The 19,644-nt window shown below is 62.1% G+C and carries 18 protein-coding genes; 14 read left to right on the top strand and 4 right to left on the bottom strand.

The features are described 5' to 3' along the window. The first annotated feature begins 84 nt into the window (after positions 1-84). From NKJ90_RS08645 to NKJ90_RS08625, 5 genes are all read left to right on the top strand, one after another. A complete protein-coding gene (locus NKJ90_RS08645; RefSeq protein ID WP_023758063.1) occupies positions 85-1,254 on the top strand; it encodes an acyl-CoA dehydrogenase family protein in 1,170 nt (389 codons plus the stop codon). Between the two features lie 83 nt (positions 1,255-1,337). Next, a complete protein-coding gene (locus NKJ90_RS08640; protein WP_023758062.1) occupies positions 1,338-2,546 on the top strand; it encodes an acetyl-CoA C-acetyltransferase in 1,209 nt (402 codons plus the stop codon). Between the two features lie 14 nt (positions 2,547-2,560). After that, positions 2,561-4,780 carry a 3-hydroxyacyl-CoA dehydrogenase NAD-binding domain-containing protein gene (locus tag NKJ90_RS08635; RefSeq protein WP_023758061.1) on the top strand — a complete coding sequence of 740 codons (2,220 nt, stop codon included), beginning with the start codon at positions 2,561-2,563 and terminating at the stop codon, positions 4,778-4,780. Between the two features lie 82 nt (positions 4,781-4,862). After that, a complete protein-coding gene (locus NKJ90_RS08630; RefSeq protein ID WP_023758060.1) occupies positions 4,863-5,513 on the top strand; it encodes a S24 family peptidase in 651 nt (216 codons plus the stop codon). Positions 5,514-5,521: 8 nt separating this feature from the next. Continuing rightward, positions 5,522-6,373 carry a hypothetical protein gene (locus NKJ90_RS08625; RefSeq protein WP_031259779.1) on the top strand — a complete coding sequence of 284 codons (852 nt, stop codon included), beginning with the start codon at positions 5,522-5,524 and terminating at the stop codon, positions 6,371-6,373. Here the strand turns inward: NKJ90_RS08625 and NKJ90_RS08620 are convergent. Next, on the bottom strand, positions 6,339-7,985 hold the full coding sequence (locus NKJ90_RS08620; RefSeq protein ID WP_352485917.1) for a lysine--tRNA ligase: 1,647 nt from the start codon (positions 7,983-7,985) through the stop codon (positions 6,339-6,341). The genes NKJ90_RS08625 and NKJ90_RS08620 overlap by 35 nt on opposite strands. A 175-nt stretch (positions 7,986-8,160) precedes the next feature. Between NKJ90_RS08620 and NKJ90_RS08615 the strand changes: the two genes are divergently transcribed. After that, complete coding sequence (locus NKJ90_RS08615; protein WP_023758057.1) at positions 8,161-8,568, top strand: tellurite resistance TerB family protein; 408 nt, start codon at positions 8,161-8,163, stop codon at positions 8,566-8,568. 39 nt (positions 8,569-8,607) lie between these two features. Here NKJ90_RS08615 and NKJ90_RS08610 read toward each other — a convergent pair whose 3' ends face one another. Beyond that, on the bottom strand, positions 8,608-9,420 hold the full coding sequence (locus NKJ90_RS08610; RefSeq protein WP_502904889.1) for an ABC transporter substrate-binding protein: 813 nt from the start codon (positions 9,418-9,420) through the stop codon (positions 8,608-8,610). A 295-nt stretch (positions 9,421-9,715) separates the two neighbouring features. On the opposite strand from NKJ90_RS08610, the gene NKJ90_RS08605 reads away from it, so the two are divergent. From NKJ90_RS08605 to NKJ90_RS08595, 3 genes are all read left to right on the top strand, one after another. Beyond that, the gene (locus NKJ90_RS08605) at positions 9,716-10,447 is read left to right on the top strand and encodes a helix-turn-helix transcriptional regulator (RefSeq protein ID WP_023758055.1); all 732 of its coding nucleotides are present in this window, start codon (positions 9,716-9,718) and stop codon (positions 10,445-10,447) included. A 98-nt stretch (positions 10,448-10,545) separates the two neighbouring features. Further along, on the top strand, positions 10,546-11,184 hold the full coding sequence (locus NKJ90_RS08600; RefSeq protein WP_023758054.1) for an acyl-homoserine-lactone synthase: 639 nt from the start codon (positions 10,546-10,548) through the stop codon (positions 11,182-11,184). 14 nt (positions 11,185-11,198) lie between these two features. Then, positions 11,199-11,948: an enoyl-CoA hydratase-related protein gene (locus tag NKJ90_RS08595; protein WP_023758053.1), complete on the top strand. Its 750-nt coding sequence runs from the start codon at positions 11,199-11,201 to the stop codon at positions 11,946-11,948. A 157-nt stretch (positions 11,949-12,105) separates the two neighbouring features. Here NKJ90_RS08595 and ppk2 read toward each other — a convergent pair whose 3' ends face one another. Next, the gene (ppk2, locus tag NKJ90_RS08590) at positions 12,106-13,014 is read right to left on the bottom strand and encodes a polyphosphate kinase 2 (protein ID WP_023758052.1); all 909 of its coding nucleotides are present in this window, start codon (positions 13,012-13,014) and stop codon (positions 12,106-12,108) included. Positions 13,015-13,233: 219 nt separating this feature from the next. Between ppk2 and NKJ90_RS08585 the strand changes: the two genes are divergently transcribed. From NKJ90_RS08585 to NKJ90_RS08575, 3 genes are all read left to right on the top strand, one after another. Next, the gene (locus NKJ90_RS08585) at positions 13,234-14,499 is read left to right on the top strand and encodes an ATP-binding protein (RefSeq protein WP_023758051.1); all 1,266 of its coding nucleotides are present in this window, start codon (positions 13,234-13,236) and stop codon (positions 14,497-14,499) included. Positions 14,500-14,610: 111 nt separating this feature from the next. Next, on the top strand, positions 14,611-15,336 hold the full coding sequence (gene phoU / locus NKJ90_RS08580) for a phosphate signaling complex protein PhoU (protein WP_023758050.1): 726 nt from the start codon (positions 14,611-14,613) through the stop codon (positions 15,334-15,336). Between the two features lie 91 nt (positions 15,337-15,427). Continuing rightward, positions 15,428-16,438 (top strand): magnesium and cobalt transport protein CorA, encoded by a 1,011-nt coding sequence (locus NKJ90_RS08575; RefSeq protein WP_352485916.1) that lies wholly within the window; start codon positions 15,428-15,430, stop codon positions 16,436-16,438. A gap of 154 nt (positions 16,439-16,592) precedes the next feature. On the opposite strand, the gene NKJ90_RS08570 is transcribed toward NKJ90_RS08575, so the two are convergent. Then, positions 16,593-17,111 carry a GcrA family cell cycle regulator gene (locus NKJ90_RS08570; RefSeq protein ID WP_023758048.1) on the bottom strand — a complete coding sequence of 173 codons (519 nt, stop codon included), beginning with the start codon at positions 17,109-17,111 and terminating at the stop codon, positions 16,593-16,595. Positions 17,112-17,469: 358 nt separating this feature from the next. Between NKJ90_RS08570 and NKJ90_RS08565 the strand changes: the two genes are divergently transcribed. Both NKJ90_RS08565 and argF read left to right on the top strand, forming a co-directional pair. Beyond that, the gene (locus NKJ90_RS08565; RefSeq protein ID WP_352485915.1) at positions 17,470-18,669 is read left to right on the top strand and encodes an aspartate aminotransferase family protein; all 1,200 of its coding nucleotides are present in this window, start codon (positions 17,470-17,472) and stop codon (positions 18,667-18,669) included. A gap of 17 nt (positions 18,670-18,686) precedes the next feature. Then, positions 18,687-19,598, top strand: a complete 912-nt coding sequence (gene argF / locus NKJ90_RS08560) for an ornithine carbamoyltransferase (protein ID WP_031259776.1) — start codon at positions 18,687-18,689, stop codon at positions 19,596-19,598. Positions 19,599-19,644: the final 46 nt, after the last annotated feature.

Raw genomic sequence — 19,644 nt, 5'->3', positions numbered from 1 at the left:
TGGCCCGAAGGGCCTGGTGGGGCCTGCGTGAAGCGCGCCGACCTCAATTCTGAAGATGCGCTCTGGGAGGAGTATCGTACCAGCATGACCAACCCAGCCGAAATCCTTGGCCTTCCCAAGCCCGCCTGGGCAGCGGACGAGGTCGGCATGCTCTACGACATGGCGCACCGCTTCATGTCGGAAGAGATCGCGCCGCGCTACGACGAGTTCGAGAAAAATGAGATGGTGGATCGCGAAAGCTGGCTGAAGGCCGGTGCGGCCGGCCTGCTTTGCGCCTCGATGCCGGAGGAATATGGCGGCTCGGGCGGTACCTTCGCGCATGAGAGTGCCATCATCGAGGCTATCGGCCATGTCGGTGTCGATGGCTTCGGCATCGGCCTGCACAACTCGATCGTCGCCCCCTACATCCTCCATTACGGCTCCGAAGAGCAGAAGAAGAAATGGCTGCCGAAGCTGGCGACCGGCGAGTTGATCGGCGCCATCGCCATGACCGAGCCCGGCGCCGGCTCCGACCTGCAGGGCATCAAGACGCGAGCGCAGAAGGATGGCAACCAATACAAGATCAACGGTTCAAAGACCTTCATCACCAACGGCCAGCTTGCAAACTTCATCATAGTCGTCACCAAGACCGATCCGGAGAAGGGCGCCAAGGGCACCTCGCTGATCGTCGTCGAGACCGACGAAGTCGAGGGTTTCCAGCGTGGCCGCAACCTCGACAAGATCGGCCTGAAAGCCAACGACACCTCGGAGCTGTTCTTCAACGACATGCGCGTGCCGACTTCAAACCTGCTCGGCCACGAGGAAGGGCAGGGCTTCGTCCAACTGATGCAGCAATTGCCGCAGGAGCGGCTGCAGATCGGCACCGGCGCGATCGCCATGATCGAGCGGGCGCTGGCGCTGACCATCGACTACGTCAAGGAGCGCAAGGCGTTCGGCAAGGCGATCATCGATTTCCAGAACACCCAGTTCAAGCTGGCCGAGCTCAAGACCGAGGCCACCATCGGCCGCGTCTTCTACAATGATTGCGTCACCCGCCACATCGCTGGGGGCCTCGATCCGGTGACCGCGTCGATGGCCAAGTACTGGCTCAGCGACCTGCAGGGAAAAGTCGTCGACGAATGCCTTCAATTGCATGGCGGCTATGGCTACATGAATGAATATCCGATCGCCCGCATGTTCCGCGACGCCCGCGTCCAGCGCATCTACGGCGGCACCAACGAGATCATGAAATTGCTGATCGGACGCTCGCTCTAATGCATGTCGCCCAAAAGTGGTTCCGGTTTTGGGAGATCGACATGCATCAATCTAAAACCGTCGGATAAACCAAGGAGCAAGAGATGGCCGAAGCTTATGTCTATGACGCCGTGCGCACGCCGCGGGGCAAGGGCAAGAAGGACGGATCGCTGCACGAGGTGCCGGCGGTTCGGCTTGCCGCCAAGACGCTCGAGGCGCTGCGCGACCGCAATGGGCTGGACACCGGCACTGTCGACGACATCATCTTCGGCTGCGTCGATCCGGTCGGCGAGGCGGGCTCGGTCATTCCGCGCGCTGCCGCGTTCGAGGCCGGCTACGACACCAAGGCGCCGGGCATGCAGATCTCGCGCTTCTGTGCCTCGGGGCTAGATGCCATCAATTTCGGCGCCGCCAAGATCGCGCAGGGCGCCGACGAGATCGTCATCGCCGGCGGCGTCGAATCGATGTCGCGCGTCGGCATGGGCGCCTCCGGCGGCGCCTGGTTCATGGATCCCTCGGTCGGCCTGCCCGGCTGGTTCGTGCCGCAAGGCATCTCCGCCGACCTGATCGCCACCAAATACGGCTTCAGCAGAGACGACGTCGACGCCTATGCGGTCGAGAGCCAGAAGCGCGCCGCAAAATCCTGGGCCGACGGCCGCTTCAAGAAGTCCGTCATTCCGATCAAGGACCAAAACGGCCTGACCATCCTGGACCATGACGAGCATATGCGCCCGTCGACCGACATGCAGTCGCTGGCCTCGCTCAACCCGTCCTTCATCATGCCTGGCGAAATGGGCGGCTTCGATGCCGTCGCCGTGCAGAAGCATCCTGAGGTGGAAGAGGTCAACCATGTCCACCACGCCGGCAATTCGTCCGGCATCGTCGACGGTGCGGCGGCCGTGCTGCTCGGGTCGAAGAAGGCCGGCAAGGCGATGGGTATCAAGCCGCGCGCCCGCATCCGCACCTTCGCCAACATCGGCTCCGAACCGGTGCTGATGCTGACCGGTCCGGTCGACGTCACCGAAAAGCTGTTGAAGCGCGCCAAGATGAAGCTGTCCGACATCGACCTTTTCGAGCTCAACGAGGCCTTCGCCTCGGTGGTTTTGCGTTACATGCAGGCGTTCGACATTCCGCATGACAGGATCAACGTCAATGGCGGCGCCATTGCCATGGGCCATCCGCTCGGCGCCACCGGTGCGATGATCTTGGGCACTGTGCTGGACGAACTCGAGCGTCGTGATTTGAACACCGCCCTGGTGACACTGTGTATCGGTGCCGGCATGGGCACCGCAACGATCATCGAACGCGTCTGACGGGGAGAGAAACGATGAGCTATACAAATTTCACCCTCGACGTCGACGCCGACGGCATTGCGCTTGTCACCTGGGACATGCCGGGCCGATCGATGAATGTCTTCACCGAAGAAGCCATGCGGGAACTGAACGCCATCGTCGATCACGTGACGGGTGACGCCGCCATCAAGGGCGCGGTGATCACCTCCGGCAAGGATACCTTCTCCGGCGGCGCCGACATCACACTGCTGCAGAAGATGCTGACCACGTTCGCCGCTGAAAAGGATAAGGACGCCGAAAAGGCCACCAAGGCGCTGTTCGACAATGCCGGCATGATGACCGGCCTGTTCCGCAAGCTGGAAACTTGCGGCAAGCCATGGGTGTCGGCGATCAACGGCACCTGCATGGGCGGTGCCTTCGAGATGTCGCTGGCCTGCCACGGACGCGTTGCCGCCGACAGCGACAAGGTCAAGATGGCGCTTCCCGAGGTGAAAATCGGCATCTTCCCGGGCGCCGGCGGCACCCAGCGCGTGCCGCGCCTGACCGATCAGCAGCAGGCGCTGCAGATGCTGACCTCCGGCCAGACGCTGTCGCCGCAGAAGGCCAAGTCGATGGGTCTGATCCATGAGATCGCCGAGCCCGCCAAGCTGGTCGATACCGCCAAGGCGATGATCAGGAATGGCTTGAAGCCGGTGGCGCCGTGGGACGAGAAGGGCTTCAAACTGCCCGGTGGCCAGATCTATTCGCCCGCCGGCTTCAATCTGTGGCCGCCGGCCATCGCCATCCTGCGTCGCGAGACCTATGGCAACTATCCGGCGGCTGCCGCGATCCTCAAATGCGTCTATGAAGGCCTGCTGGTGCCGTTCGACACCGCCTTGCGTATCGAGCAGCGCTATTTCACCGAGATCATGCAGACCAGGGAAGCGGCGGCGATGATTCGCTCGCTGTTCGTCTCGCTGCAGGAACTGAACAAGGGCGCCCGCCGCCCGGCCGGCGTGCCGGAAACCAAGTTCAAGAAGATCGGCATTCTCGGCGCCGGTTTCATGGGCGCCGGCATCGCCTACGTCACCGCCAAGGCCGGCATCCCGGTTGTGCTGCTCGACCGTGACATGGAGTCGGCCGCCAAGGGCAAGGCACATTCCGACAGTCTGATCTCGGATCAACTGAAGAAGGGCCGCGCCAAGCCCGAGGAGAAGGACAAGTTGCTGTCGCTGATCACGCCGACAGCCGACTATGCAGACCTTGCTGGCTGCGACCTGGTGGTCGAGGCGGTCTTCGAGGATTCAGGTGTCAAGAAGAGCGCCACCGAACAGGCGGAGGCCGTGTTGAAGCCATCGGCGATCTTCGCGTCGAACACCTCCACCATCCCGATCTCGGCGCTGGCCAAGAATTCGGCGCGGCCAAAGAATTTCATCGGCATCCACTTCTTCTCCCCTGTCGACAAGATGATGCTGGTCGAGATCATTTTGGGCAAGAAGACAGGCGACAAGGCGCTGGCCACGGCGATCGATTTCGTCCGTGCCATCAAGAAGACGCCGATCGTCGTCAACGACACGCGCGGCTTCTATGTCAACCGCTGCGTGCTGCGCTACATGTCGGAAGCCTACAAGATGCTGATCGAAGGCGTTCCGGCGCCGATGATCGAGAATGCCGCGAAGGCCGCCGGCATGCCGGTCGGACCCCTGGCGCTGACCGACGAGACGGCCATCGACCTTGCCCAGAAGATCATGAAGCAGACCATCAGGGATCTCGGCGACAAGGCGGTCGATCCGAAGCAGATGGCGCTGATCAACACCATGGTCGACGATCACGGCCGCTTTGGCCGCAAGAACGGCAAAGGTTTTTACGATTATCCCGCCAAGCCGGCCAAGAAGAAGCTGTGGCCGGGACTCAAGGAGCTCTATCCGCAGCTTGCGCCCGAGAAGGTCGATTATGAGGAACTGCAGCAGCGGCTGCTGGTCACCATAGCGCTGGAAGCGGCCCGGGTTATGGAAGAGGGTATCGTCACCGACCCGCGCGAGGCCGATGTCGGCTCGATCCTGGCCTTCGGTTTCGCGCCCTACACCGGCGGCGCGCTGTCATATATCGACGGCATCGGCGCCAAGGCATTCGTCAAGATCACCAAGGGCTTGCAGAAGAAATACGGCGCCGAGTTCAAGGCGCCCAAGCTGCTGCTCGACATGGCCGAGAAGGGCGAAAGCTTCTACGAGCGCTTCGATCCCTATACGAAGGGCGAGACCAGAAAGGCGGCGTGAGGCAGCCTTGCACTGTGGACAAGAGGATGGCTCCGGGTTAGAAGCGAAAAAGGTATTTTTTCCTGTTTGAAGGAGAGCAAGAATGCTCTCGCATGACCGTGTCTGGGCCGCCATCGATGCTCTTGCCGAGCGCTATTCGCTTTCGGCCTCGGGTTTGGCCAAGCGCGCGGGGCTCGATTCCACTGCGTTCAACAAGTCGAAGCGTCTGTCGTCGGACGGCCGGCCGCGCTGGCCTTCGACCGAATCGCTGGCCAAGATCATCGAGGCGACGGGCGCTTCGCTCGATGAATTCACCGGCCTGATCGAAGGCCGAGCCGCGACCAGCCATGCCGCCGCCCTTGCCCGCACACGCTCCGTGCCGTTGCTCGGTTTTGCCCAGGCGGGCGCCGGCGGCTACTTCGACGATGCCGGTTTTCCGGCCGGGCAGGGCTGGGATCTGGTCGAACTGCCGGCGCAATCCACCGAGAACTCCTATGCGCTGCAGGTGCAGGGCGATTCCATGCTGCCGCTCTACCGCAATGGCGATGTCCTCATCGTCGAACCGGGCGCCATCACCCGCAAGGGCGATCGCGTCGTCGTCAAGACCACCGCCGGCGAGGTCATGGCCAAGGTGCTGGAGCGCCAGACCGTCAAGTCGATTGCGCTGGTCTCGCTCAATCCCGATCATCCCGACCGCGATATTCCCATGCGCGATGTCGAATGGGTGGCGCGGATCGTATGGGCAAGCCAGTAGGTCGGCTGGTGCGTCTCCTTCATGTTGCCCTTTCGGTTCTGATGGTCCCGGTGATGGTGACCATGGTCGTTACGGGCGGCCGCACGCTGAAAGGAAGCGACAGCGTTGTCGTGCTGGACCAGCTTGATGCGGGCGCCGACACGATTTCGCAGCAAGGCGCCGAGACGGTGCCCGACGAGCCGGCCACTTCGGCCATTTCAGATCCACAGCCGCCGAAGCTTGCGCCGCATTCGAGGGCGATCGATCCCGAGCTCGTTGCACCGCCTCAGCGTGCCGCCGAGGAACCGGAACGGGTCGAGCCGCGCGAGCCGCTGAGCAAGCTGGCCCTGGCCGTGCCGCCCAAACCGAAAATGCCCGACGACTGGAACGGCACAAAGCTGTTCCAGCCGGTCGCGCCGGCCGCCGGCCGGATCGAAGCGAAGGGTTACTCGATCGCGGTTTCCGGCATCGACATCGTCAGTCAGGACGAGGTTTGCAGTGATGACGGCAAATCCTGGCCATGCGGCGTCCGGGCGCGGACGGCGTTCCGTGCCTTCCTGCGCGGCCGTGCGGTGGTTTGCAGCGTACCGCCCGACGGTGGTCGCGACCTGATCGCCGCCGAATGCCGGATCGGCAAGCAGGATGTCGGTCGATGGCTGGTCGAAAACGGCTGGGCGCGCGCCGCCAACGGTGGACCCTATGTCGAGGCCGGCGACAAGGCACGCACGGCGAAGAAGGGCATTTTCGGATCGGCTCCCGATCTGTCCGGCATGCCGGCAATGCCGGCCGCGCCAAGCCCGGCGCCTCAGGCGCCGAGTTCGATCCTGGAAGAGGTGGACGGCGTTCTCAAGCCAGCTGACCAGCCAGCGCCCGCTCAATGAGCGCCCGCGTTTCGGCAATGCCATAGAGTGCTGCGAACGATCCGAAGCGCGGACCGCGCTCCTGGCCGATCAGCACCTGGTAGATCATCTGGAAAAAGGCACCAGAGACGCCGGGGCCGCCTTCCGGGCTTTGCTTGGAATGATCCTGATAGCGTTCGATCCTGCGTGCGACGTTGAGCGATGCGTTCTGGATCGCTTCGCCATTGGCGTCATCCGGCAGCGCGCCGAGCGCCGCGTCGAGAGCTTGCAATGCCTCGCGCTCGACTTCGTCGGCCGGACGGAAGGTTTTCGTCGGCTTCACGAAGTCGTCGAAATAGCGGATCGCGTGGCCGACCAACTGGTCGAGCTCGGGATGCGTCTCCGGCGTCACGCCTTGCGTGTGGCGTAAAATGAAGCCCCACAGCACATCCTTGTTCTGCGCGTTGGAGGCGCTGACCAGGTTGAGCAGCAGCGAGAACGGCACCGGCATGTCGATGGCGGGCGGGTTGCCGTCATGCATATGCCAGACAGGGTTGCCCAGCCGCTCCTTCCAGTCCTGCCGTGGATACGCGGCAAGGAAGGTGTAGTACTCGTCCATGGCGCGCGGGATGACATCGAAATACAGTTTCTTGGCCTGCCGCGGCCGCTGGTACATGTAGAGCCCGAGGCTTTCGGTCGGCGCATAGGTCAGCCAATCGTCGATGGTCAGCCCGTTGCCCTTCGACTTCGAGATCTTCTGGCCGTTCTCGTCGAGGAACAGTTCGTAGACGAAGTGCTCCGGAGCCCGTCCGCCCAGTATGTTGCAGATGCGGTCGTACACCACCGCATTGGTCTGGTGGTCCTTGCCGAACATCTCGAAATCGACGCCAAGCGCTGCCCAGCGCATGCCGAAATCCGGCTTCCACTGCAGCTTCACGCGGCCGCCGGTGATCGAAAGCGTGGTCTCGGTGCCTTCGTCGTCAAAGGTTATGGTGCCGGCCTTGGCGTCGACATGCTTCATCTGCACGTAAAGCACGCGGCCGCTCTTCGGTGAAATCGGCAGGAACGGGCTGTAGGTCGCCTGGCGCTCAGGGCCGAGCGTCGGCAGCATCACCGCCATGATCTGGTCATAGCGTTCGGCGGCGCGCAGCAGCATCGCGTCGAAACGCCCGGACTTGTAATATTGCGTCGCGCTGGCGAACTCGTAGTCGAAGCCGAACGTGTCGAGGAAGCGGCAAAGCATCGCGTTGTTGTTGTCGGCGAAGCTCGCATAGTCGCCGCCGAACGGATTGGGAACCGACGACAGCGGCTTGTGCAGATGCGGCTCGAGTGCGGCGCGGTCCGGCACGCTGTCGGGTATCTTGCGCATGCCGTCCATATCGTCGGAAAAGCACAGCAACTTGGTCGCAACCTTGTCCTGCGTCAGGACGCGGAAGGCATGGCGCACCATCGACGTGCGCGCCACCTCGCCGAATGTGCCGATATGCGGCAGGCCGGACGGTCCGTAGCCTGTCTCAAACAGGATCGTTTGGGGAAAGTCGGCGCCTTTGTAGCGTTCGATTATCTTTTTGGCTTCCTCGAACGGCCACGCCTTGCTCTCGGTCGCGGCGGCCAGCACCTCGGGATTGAGATCGATGATGTTTGATCCCGCCATGTCACTTTATCCAAATTGTCCACCGGCCCAAGTCATTTAAGGCGGGGGCCGGAGCAGGGGTTGTTCAATCCGGTCTCTAGGCGTGCATTGCCGGAGCGTCAACGCGTGCGGCGCTTTTTCCTTGCGATGCAGATTGTGCATTCCTACGTTCGAGTCCCGGTTGAAGGAGAAAAAATTGCCGACGCCGCATGAAGCCCTGATCTACCTGATGGTCATCACCTCGGCCTCCGATCGTGACATGACCGATGTCGAACTGGCCAGGATCGGCGACGTTGTCCGCTCCTGGCCGGTATTCGAGGATTTCAATCACGACCGGCTGGTCAGTGTCGCCCAGGCCTGCCAGAAGCGCCTGCACGAAAAGGATGGGCTGGAAGGCGTTCTGGCAGAAGTCGCCGAGGCCCTGCCCGAGCGCTTGCGCGACACTGCCTATGCTGCCGCCTTCGAGGTTGCCGCCGTCGATCTTGAAATGCGCATGGAAGAGGTGCGGGTGCTGCAGCTGATCCGGCGTGAGCTCGATCTCGACACACTGACGGTGGCTGCCATCGGCCGCGCGGCCAAGGCGCGGCTGCGCACGCTGACCTGAATATCAGCTGCGCCCTAGCAAAATCTGACGGGGACCGGATTAGAAAAAACTGACCGGGAAATAGCGCAAATAAAATTCCGCGAACGTGCCTTTCATCGAAATCTCCTGCAGCGCGTAGTCGAGCGCGGCGGCCAGCGCTGGATCGTCCGCCCGGGTGGCGATGGCCATGCCCGAGCCCAGATATTCGGGCGCCAGGTAGGGGCCGCCGGCAAAGCGGCAGCAGCCCGCCGCATCCGAGCCGCCCAGCCAGAAAGCCAGGCGCATGCCGTCGCCGAAGGCTGCGTCGAGTTTGCCGGTCTTGAGGTCGGCATAGAGGTCTTCCGGCCTGTCGAAGGGGACGATCTGAACGGTGTTGAAATAGTCGCGCAGCATGCGCTCATGCGCTGAGCCGGCGACCACGCCGACACGCTTGTCGCGCAATTTGGCAAAGATAGGTTCGGCCAGCGCCTTGCTCTTCGGCATGATGAATCGCGCCGGAAACTGTAGATAGGAGCGCGAGAAGGCATAGGTCGCGCGCGATTCCGGCGTTGCGGCGATGCCGGCGATGATCGCCTCGCCTTCACCCTTCTGCAGTGCGCCTTCCAGCTCGGCCCAGGGCAAGGCCTGGATCTGGCATTTCTCGACAATGCCAAGCTCGGCGCAGATGGCGCGTGCCAGATCGATATGGAACCCGGACAGCTTTCCCGAGCCATCGAGGAAATTGAAGGGCGGGAAATCCGTGGTCGTCAGGAATCTCAGCCGGGGCAGCGCCGAAAGGTCTGGCTTGGGCAGTCGCTCCTTGGCATCCCATAGAACCGGAACTTGAGGCGCCGCGGCGCGCGCGCCAACGGCGAACGACAGCAATCCGATCATCATCGCAAGGGCGAAGGACCTCCACTGGAACGCCAAGATAAAACTCCGCCACGGTCGTGCTCGCACCGGTTTTCGTATGAAAATGGGACAGGCACAATGGTTTTTGATTTTGAACACGCCGATTTCAGGATATGAATTAGCCGGTTTGCAAATCAGCTTTGGCCGCCTTGGTGGGAAGATCAGGGTCGAAGCCACAGAATAAGCATGCGGTTGCAATCCGTGGTCGGTGGCAAAGTGTAAATCAGGCACGCATCATCGGCTGCAATGCATGAGGCAACATGGGGTTGATGTTGCGATGAGTCAGTTCGATCGCACGCTGGAATTCATAGACCAACTGCAGCACGCCGCAACGGCGGCAGCAGTCTGCGAAACGCTGCTGGGTATAGCGTCGGATTTCGGTCTCACCGCACTGATGGCGGGAACCGTCCCGCAGCCGGGCACGCCGGCCGGCCAGCAAAAGCAGCATGTGCTTCTCTGCGATTGGCCTGGCGAGTGGCTGGAGCGCTACGTCGCGCGCAACTATGTCGATCACGACCCGGTCGTCAGCCATATGAAACAGTTGCAGGCGCCCTTCCAGTGGCGCGACGCCTCGCAGAGCATTCAGATAAACAAGAGCAGCGGCGAGGTGATGGGCGATGCCGGTGCCTTCAAACTGCGCGATGGACTGGCCTTCCCGCTGATCACGCTCGACGGCCAGATCGTCATGGTGTCGCTGGGCGGCGAGGCCGTGGAATTGTCCGCTGCCGAGTTTGGCCAGGTGTCGCTGGTATCGACCTACGCGGTTGGCCGCGCCATGCAACTCCACACCATGGCGAGCAAGACCGTCGATCATATCGTGCTGACGCCGCGCGAGCGCGAATGCCTGCAATGGGCCGCCGTCGGCAAGTCCGAATGGGAGATTTCGCAAATCCTCGGCATCTCCGAACACACCTCGGAGAAACACCTTCTTAACGCCAAAAGCAAACTCGGTGCCGTCAACCGGGTCCAGGCCGTCGCGGAAGCGATAAGGCGCGGCTATATTAGCTAGGTCGGCCGTGCCGGCCTGGAAATTCTTGCCTACGCGATCACGCAATTTTCTCATCGAAGCACGGCCGTATCTTCCTCTGAACACAGGAGACGGCGGAAATGCTTTTTTCCCTTACAACCCAGGAATTGATGGAACGTCCCGAACTTTGGGAGGCCGTTCATCGGCTGCGCTACAAGATATTCGTCGAAGAGATGGGGTGGGATGATCTCAGGCGCCCCGACGGACTCGAACGCGACCAGTTCGATCATGACGAGGCCGTCCATCAGATCGTCGTCAGAGGTAACGAAGTCGCAGGCTATCAAAGGATGTTGCCAACCACGCGGCCACATCTGTTGACCGAGGTTTTGACCGACCTTTCCGAGGGAACGCCGCCATCGGGCCCAAACATCTGGGAATTGACCCGCTATGCGGTGGCTCCCGGTTTCCGCGATGGCCGCCGCGGCGTTTCAACCGTCGGCACCGAATTGATCGCCGGCTTCGTCGAGTGGGGGCTGAAGCGCGGCGTCGACAAGGTGATCATCGAGTTCGAGCCGATGTGGGTGCTGCGCGCATTGCAACTGCATTTCCTGGCAACCCCGCTGGGCTATCAGCGCACTTATGGCAACCAGCAGGTCGTAGCCACCTTGCTGACCTTCAACGCGCACACGCTCGATGTGGTGCGTTCGCGCCGCAATCATTTTGCTCCGGTGTTGACCAGGGGGTACCCCGACATGGTTGGGCAAAGGCGTGCGTCATGAGATCGGAGACAGTCATGAGCACACATCCGCAACCTGAACTTCGCAACCACACGCTGGTGGTCACCGTGTCGTCGAGTGACAGCCGGCCGGTGCTGGACAGGAGAGCCTATGAGAGCCTGGCAAAGACTTTCCATGAAGCCGCCGACAATGAGGAGGTGCGCGTCGTCGTACTGCGTGGCTTGGCAGGCTGCTTCTGTCTCGGCGGCGACTTCTCCGAATTCCTCGACGCCAGCAAACACCGGAAACTGATCGCCGCCGTCACCGATCTGTTCCGCACGCTGGCGACATTTCCAAAGCCCCTCCTTGCCTGCGTCGACGGCGATGCCGTCGGGGTCGGCTGCACCATCCTGTTTCATTGCGACATGGTGATCGCGTCTGATGAAAGCACGTTCCGGGTGCCATTCGTCGATTTTGGCCTGGTGCCGGATGCGGCGACCAGCATTCTGGCGCCGCAGAAGCTTGGCTACGCCGGTGCTTTCCGCTTCTTTTGCCTCGGCGACACGCTTCGCGCTGCAGATGCCAGGGCGCTCGGCCTCGTCGCGGAGATCGTGCCGGGCGGCAGCGTCGAGGAAGCGGCGCTCGGCCGGGCAAGGCAGCTTGTCAAGAAGCCGGTCGCCGCCCTGCTGCAGACGCGCGGCCTGCTGAAGGGGAACACGCAGCTACTATGCGACCGTATCGACCAGGAGATTTCGCTTTTCCAGCAGGCGCTGCAGGACGGCACCACGCTGCGGCGATTGCAGCGCATCGCCCGGCTTGCGGCTTAATGCATGTCGCTCAAAAGTGCCCCAGGTTTTGAGACAACGACGTGCAGGGAAACAAAGATCTAAAGCGCGGCGCATGAATCCGCTTCGACGCGATGCGCTTTAAGAGAAACGAGGGAAAAGCATCGCCGCGCGGCCTTGGCTGCGCGGCGCAAGGGCATCAGTCCTGTTTGCCCAGGAACGACGGCCCTTCGCCGATGAGCTTCTTGTCCTCCTTGCCGATCACGTCGAGATCGCGTCCGTCATAGGGCAGCGACATCAGGATGCGCCGCATGACCGCCAGCCGCGCGCGCCGCTTGTCATTGGCCCGCACGATGATCCACGGCGCGAACTCCTTGTGGGTACGCTCGAACATGGTATCGCGCACCTCGGTGTAATCGTCCCACTTGGTAATGCCGGCAACGTCGATCGGCGAAAACTTCCAGCTCTTCAGCGGGCTGTAGCGGCGATCGTGGAAGCGCTCCAGCTGCGTTTCCCGGCCGATGTTGAGCCAGAATTTGAAGAAGTGGATGCCCTCGTTGGAGATCATTCGTTCGAAATGCGGCGTCTCGTCAAGAAACTGCTCGTGCTGCTGCGGCGTGCAGAAACCCATCACCGGCTCGACGCCGGCGCGGTTGTACCAGGATCGGTCGAAGGTGACGAATTCGCCAGATGTCGGGAAATGGTCGACATAGCGCTGAAAGTACCATTGCCCCATCTCGGTCGGGGTAGGTTTGGTCAGCGCCACGTTGCGTGCCGTGCGCGGGTTGAGGTACTGGCGCACCACGAAGATCGTGCCGCCTTTGCCTGCGGCGTCGCGGCCCTCGAACAGCGCCATCACCCGTTTGCCGGTCGATTGCAGCCACGCCTGGGCCTTGACCAGTTCGATCTGCAACTTCTCGAGCGTCTCGTCATACTCCTCGCTGTTCATCTTCTTGTCGTAGGGATAGCCGCCGGCGGTCAGCTTGTTGTCTTCAACCCAGTCGGGAAGCGTGGGGTTTTCGATGTCGAACTCCCGTTCCTTGCCATCGACCCTGATCTTCAGCGGCCCCGAAGTCGGTGCAGCTGAAACTTCCTTGGCTTTTTTCATCGAGACGAACCCTTTCCAGCTTCCGGACTCATGCTATTGGGAGTGCTGCAGCGCCGCGCCCGCTTTGGACGGGCAAAGGACGCTGTAGCACTTTTGATTTGCGCATGATCCTTTCAGAAAATCGATCTCCGATTTTGGGTCATGCGCTGGACCGGTCCAGCGGAAGGTTCCGTCGCCCTACAACCGAGGGCGAAGGCATGGGGTGCGGGCGCGCGAGAAATGGCTGACCTGGACGCAGAGCAGAGAAGCATCGCGCAAACCCTAGCCACCCGGCTGTGGAACGGCCGTTGGCCGCTTGCGGCCGGTGTCGTTGCGGTTGTCGCTGTTTATGCCTTGGCCGCGATTTCAGCCTATGTCGTCCTCGCGGCACTGCTGATGCTGCTTGCTGCGGCAATGCTGCCGCCCGCCGGCACGCGCCAGTCCACCGAGAGCGGCTCCGCCATCGAGGCCACCGGCTTGCAGCGGCTCTCCGGTGAATATCTGGCGGCCGCCGTCGCCGATCCGCTGATCATCTTCGACCGGACCGCCACCATCGTCCATGCCAATGCCGCCGCCTTCGACGCCTTCGGCGGGATCGCGCCGGGCATGTCGCTGTCGTTGAAGTTCCGGGCGCCGGAAATGCAGGCTCTGCTGGACGGCGTGCTGTCGGGTGATGTCGCCTCCGATGTCGTCGATTACACGGAGAAGCTGCCGGTCGAACGGGCTTACCGGGTGAGCGCATCCTCGGTCGGTCACGCCACCGACCTGTATGTGCTGGTGTTCAAAGACCAGAGCGAAACGCGCAGGATAGACCGCATGCGCGCCGACTTCATCGCCAACGCCAGCCACGAACTGCGCACGCCGCTCGCCTCCATCGCCGGCTTCATCGAAACGCTGCGCGGACCGGCCCGCAACGACCCGGCGGCGCGCGATCAGTTCCTGCAGATCATGCAGAGCCAGACCGGTCGCATGGCGCGTCTGATCGACGATTTGTTGTCGCTGTCGCGGCTCGAAATGAAGCCCTATCTGAAGCCTGGAACCGAGGTCGATCTGCGCGAGACAGTCGACAGCGTCATCGATTCACTCGGACCGCTGGCCAAGGAAAACGGCGTTGCCATCGAGCGGGACTATGCCGATGGGCCGCTGGATGTACCCGGCGATCGCGACGAGATCTTCCAGGTTTTCGAGAACCTCCTGGAAAACGCCTGCAAATACGGGCAGTCGGGCGGGCGCGTGACGGTGTCGATCGCGCACAGCGATGCCGGCTCGGAGCCCGGCATCGACGTGACCATCAGGGATTTTGGCCCCGGCATTCCCGAGGAGCACATTCCGCGCATCACCGAACGCTTCTATCGCGTCGATGTCGAGACCAGCCGGACCCAGAAGGGCACCGGCCTCGGCCTATCGATCGTCAAGCATATCCTGACGCGCCACAACGCCAGGCTTTCGATCAAGTCCGAGGTCGGCAAGGGCGCCGCCTTCACGGTTCATTTGCCGACGCATTGATATCGCCCTAGTTTTCGAGGGGACGGTTTCTTTTTTCTGTCATCCGGCTAGCGTATCAGCGGGGATTCGAGGAAACGACTCAAAAAGCACCCCGTGGGAAGGCATATTGCCATGCAGTCCGTGCACATCGTCAGCGCCTATGACGACGAGCTGAAATATCTGTCGAAGCGCATCGCTGCGATGGGCGGCCATGCCGAGCGCATGGTCGAGCAAGCGATCGCCGCGTTGGTCAATGCCGATCCTAGCCTGGCCGAGAAGGTTATCCGCGACGATGCCGTGCTGGATGAAGGGCAACGCGAAATCGACGATAAGGCGATCATCATCATTGCCAGGCGTCAGCCGATGGCGACGGATTTGCGCGAGATCGTCGGGACCATTCGCATCTCCGCCGACCTCGAACGGGTTGGCGACCTCGCCAAGAACGTCGCCAAGCGGGTGGTCGCCGTCACCGACGGACGCCAGCCGACCAGCCTGTTCCGCGGCCTTGAGGCCCTGGCCAACCTTGCGCTGGCCCAGCTCAAGGAAGTGCTCGATGTCTACGCATCGCGGTCCGTGGAGAAAATTGGCTTCGTTCGCGACCGCGACGACCAGATCGACGCTATGTACACGTCGCTGTTTCGTGAGTTGCTCACCTACATGATGGAAGACCCGCGCAACATCACGCCCTGCACGCATCTGCTGTTCTGCGCCAAGAACATCGAGCGTATCGGTGATCACGCCACCAACATCGCCGAGACCATCTACTATACCGTCACAGGCGAGCAGTTGCCGGCTGAGCGGCCCAAGGGCGACAAGACCGACAAGATAGGCCTTTCCGAGACGCTGCCGGGGAAGTGAACGGCCGCCTCTCGAACCGGCGCACGAATTAAGCTAAGCTTTCCGGGCTTTGCCTCTATCCTCGTCCGCGGATTTGCTTCGGGAGGTCGTGATGGAAAACGTTCGGAACCTGATCCCGGAGGCTGCGTCGGCTTCCGGCATCATCGCTTGCGGCGTCTACACGGCCGGACGTCGCATTGCCGACATCCCCATCGAGGAAGCCGGCGAATGGGCAAAGAAATCCGGTCATGTCGTCTGGATTGGCCTGCTCGAGCCCGACCGCAACCTGCTGCTGCGCGTCCAGGCGCAATTTCACCTGCATGAGCTGGCGATCGAGGATGCCGAGCACCCGCACCAGCGGCCGAAGATCGAGCAATATGGCGATGCCTTGTTCATCGTCGCCCGCACCGCGCAGCTGATCGACGGTCGGGTCACCTTCGGCGAGACCCATTTGTTCGTCGGCAGCGGCTATATTGTCAGCGTCAGGCACGGCCCCTCGACGTCCTATGCCGCCGTTCGTCAGCACTGGGAAAGCTGCCCGCATTCGCTGGCCAAGGGGGAGGATTTCGTCCTCTACGCCATTCTCGATTTCATCGTCGACAATTACATGCCGGTGCTCGAGCAGATCGAGGACGAGGTCGAGGTGATCGAGGACAGGGTTTTGCTGAAGCCGATGACCGGTCCCGACATCGAGCGGCTCTATATGCTGCGCCGCGACCTTTTGCGCCTGCGCAACGCAGCGCTGCCGCTGGTCGAAGTCTGCCGTCGGTTGACCAGTGCCGAGCTGCCACAGATTCATACAGCCATGCACCCGCTGTTTCGCGACGTCACCGATCACATTCGCACCGTTCAAGAGAAGATCGACAGCCTGCGCGAGGTGCTGGCGTTCGCCTTCGAAGCCAGCCTGCTGGTCGGCCAGAGCCAGGAAACGGCGATCTCCAAGAAGCTCGCCTCCTGGGCAGCCATCCTGGCGGTGTCGACGGCATTCGCCGGCATCTACGGCATGAATTTCAGCGATATGCCGGAACTGAAGATGGAATACGGCTACCCGATGGTGCTGGCCACGATCGCGCTGATCTGCACGTTCCTCTACTGGCGATTTCGCAAGAATGGGTGGCTGTGAAAGAGGGCGAATAGAGAGCGAATTATAGCGAGTAGCGAATAGCGAGTAGCGAATAGCGAGTAGGGAGTAGCAAAAGACGGCTTGCTTCCTGTCACAGAAAACCAGCCGTTTCTATTCGCTATTCGCTATTCGCTATTCGCTATTCGCTATTCGCTCAGCGGCTCCGCCGCCGCTCCGATGCCGGCTGGAACGCCACGCGGGCGTGGTACTTGCAGTAGGGACCGGTTTCGGCGGCCTCGTTGCCGCAGAAATGGAAGTCCTCCGAAAGCGGATCGCCGTTCGGCCATTTGCAGGTCCGCTCGGTCAACTCGACGAGTTGTAGATGCCGCGAGATCGGCAACACGACATTCTCGACCGGGCGGATGTAGTGGCGTGCCACCGGTTCGGCGTCGAACTGCGTCTGCAGGGCCGTCGCGCCGATCGACGTCGTGACGTGACGCACAGCAGTTGCTGCGCGCGATACCGATTTCTGAACGGTCGCCCCTTGCGTCGCCTTCTTTTGGCGTGCCGGCGTGGCGGTCGAACGGCCGCGGCCCGACAGTTTCAGCCGGTGCACCTTGCCGATGACCGCGTTGCGGCTGACCCCTCCAAGCTGCGCGGCAATCTGGCTTGCGCTCAGACCCTCCGACCACAATTTCCTGAGAAGTTCTACCCGCTCGTCAGTCCAGTTCATGAGACCGCGCTCCTGCTAAGCGTGCGGCAATCGGAATCCACTCCCGACCCGGCAACATTTACCGGGGCAGACACCACATATATCTGGTGATTAGGTCCGCCGCACGAAATCTAGTTATTTCTCAACTACAATTACCTTATGCGCTGACTCGGTGACAAGAGTCCCAAGTGCAACACGAATCGGTTTTTTCGGTTTTCCCCAACTTGCCCGGTCGCTTATGAGCTGGCGTCTCGTCGGAGGGCTTGCCGCGCGCCACTACGCGACGTTTTCGTTGACTTCATGGCCGAAAAACACGATAAGCCGCACAAGCCGCCGCTTTGGCGGCTTTTTTGATTTTCCGGTACCGGAGACGCATATAATGAGCGGTTCGGCGCTTTACGAGACCTTTGCTCGAGCACCCCTGGCCTTCGACCATGGGGAAGGCACTTGGCTGGTTACCGACAAGGGCGAGCGATATCTCGATTTCGCGGGCGGCATCGCCGTCAATTCGCTGGGCCACAGCCACCCGCATCTGGTCGCCGCACTCACCGCACAAGCAGCCAAGCTGTGGCATGTCTCCAACCTCTACGAGATTCCGGGGCAGAGCCGGCTGGGCGAGCGGCTGGTCGACGCCACCTTCGCCGACAAGGTGTTCTTCACCAATTCCGGCGCCGAGGCGCTCGAATGCGCGATCAAGACGGCGCGACGCTACCATTTCGTCAAAGGACATCCCGAGCGCTTTCGCGTCATCACCTTCGAAGGCGCCTTCCACGGCCGCACCCTGGCGACCATCGCGGCGGGCGGTCAATACAAGTACCTCGAGGGTTTCGGGCCCAAGGTCGAAGGCTTCGACCAGGTCGGCTTCGATGACATCGACGCCGCCGAAAAGGCGATCACGCCAGAGACGGCGGCGATCCTGATCGAACCGGTGCAGGGCGAGGGCGGCATCAGGCAGGTGCCGACGCAATCGCTGAAGCGGCTGCGGCAATTGTGCGAGCAGCACGGCCTGCTCTTGATCTTCGACGAGGTCCAGTGCGGCATTGGCCGTACCGGCAAGCTGTTCGCGCATGAATGGGCCGGTGTCACCCCCGACATCATGGCGATCGCCAAGGGCATTGGCGGTGGCTTCCCGATGGGCGCCTGCCTTGCAACCGACGAAGCGGCCGTCGGCATGACCGCTGGCGTGCATGGCACCACGTTCGGCGGCAATCCACTGGCCATGGCGGTCGGCAACGCCGTGCTCGACGTGGTGCTGGAAGAGGGCTTCCTCGAGGACGTCCAACGCAAGGCGCTGCTGATGAAGCAGGGGCTCGCGTCGGTCGCCGACGAGTTTCCCGAGGTCATCGAGGACATCAGGGGTACCGGGCTGATGCTCGGCCTCAAATGCGCCATGCCCAACACCAAGGTGAACATGGCATTGCGTGACCAGCACCTGCTGGCGGTTCCGGCCGGTGACAACGTCATTCGCCTGTTGCCGCCGCTAACCGTCACCGACGCCGAGATTCACGACGCGCTCAACCGCATCCGCGCCGGCGCCAAGGGCCTGGGGGCGGCGCGCGCCCCCGCCGCCGCGAAGTAATCCCGGAACCATTGCTGATGTCAGTTCGCCATTTCACCGATCTTTCCGCTGTCTCCGAAGGCGATCTGCGCCTGATGCTGGACGATGCGGTGGTGCGAAAGGCCCGCCTCAAGGCTGGCGAGCGCACCAAGCCGCTCGAAGGCAAGGTGCTGGCGATGATCTTCGACAAGCCGTCGACGCGCACGCGTGTGTCCTTCGACGTCGGTATGCGCCAGCTTGGCGGCGAGACCATCATGCTGACCGGCACCGAGATGCAGCTCGGCCGTTCCGAGACCATCGCCGACACCGCCAAGGTGCTGTCGCGCTATGTCGACGCGATCATGATCCGCACCACCTCGCATGAGCGGCTGCTGGAGCTGACCGAGAACGCAACCGTGCCGGTGATCAACGGACTGACTGACGACACCCATCCCTGCCAGCTGATGGCCGATATCATGACGTTCGAGGAGCATCGAGGTCCGGTCGCCGGCAAAACCATCGCCTGGACCGGCGACGGCAACAATGTGCTGCATTCGCTGCTCGAGGCCTCTGCGCGCTTCCGCTTCAATCTCAACGTCGCCGTCCCCGAGGGAAGCGAACCGGCACAAAAGCATATCGACTGGTCGCAGGCGCATGGCGGCAAGCTGCATTTCACCCGTTCGCCCGAGGAAGCTGTCGACCAGGCCGACTGCATCGTCACCGATTGCTGGGTGTCGATGGGCCAGGAGCATCGCGCCCGCGGCCACAACGTGTTCTCGCCCTACCAGGTCAATGCCAAGCTCATGGCCAGGGCCAAGCCGGACGCGCTGTTCATGCACTGCCTGCCGGCGCATCGCGGCGAAGAGGTGACCGACGAAGTCATCGACGGGCCGCACTCGGTGGTCTTCGACGAGGCCGAGAACCGGCTCCATGCCCAGAAGGCCGTGCTCGCCTGGTGCCTCGGCGCTTGATCTCTGGGAGCTTGATCTCTGGGAGCTTGATCTCCGGGCGCGTGAT

Source organism: Mesorhizobium sp. M0051, assembly GCF_040323235.1.
Taxonomy (GTDB): Bacteria; Pseudomonadota; Alphaproteobacteria; order Rhizobiales; family Rhizobiaceae; genus Mesorhizobium.
Note: the sequence above shows the minus strand (reverse complement) of the source record. Positions and strands in the feature narration are given on the sequence as shown.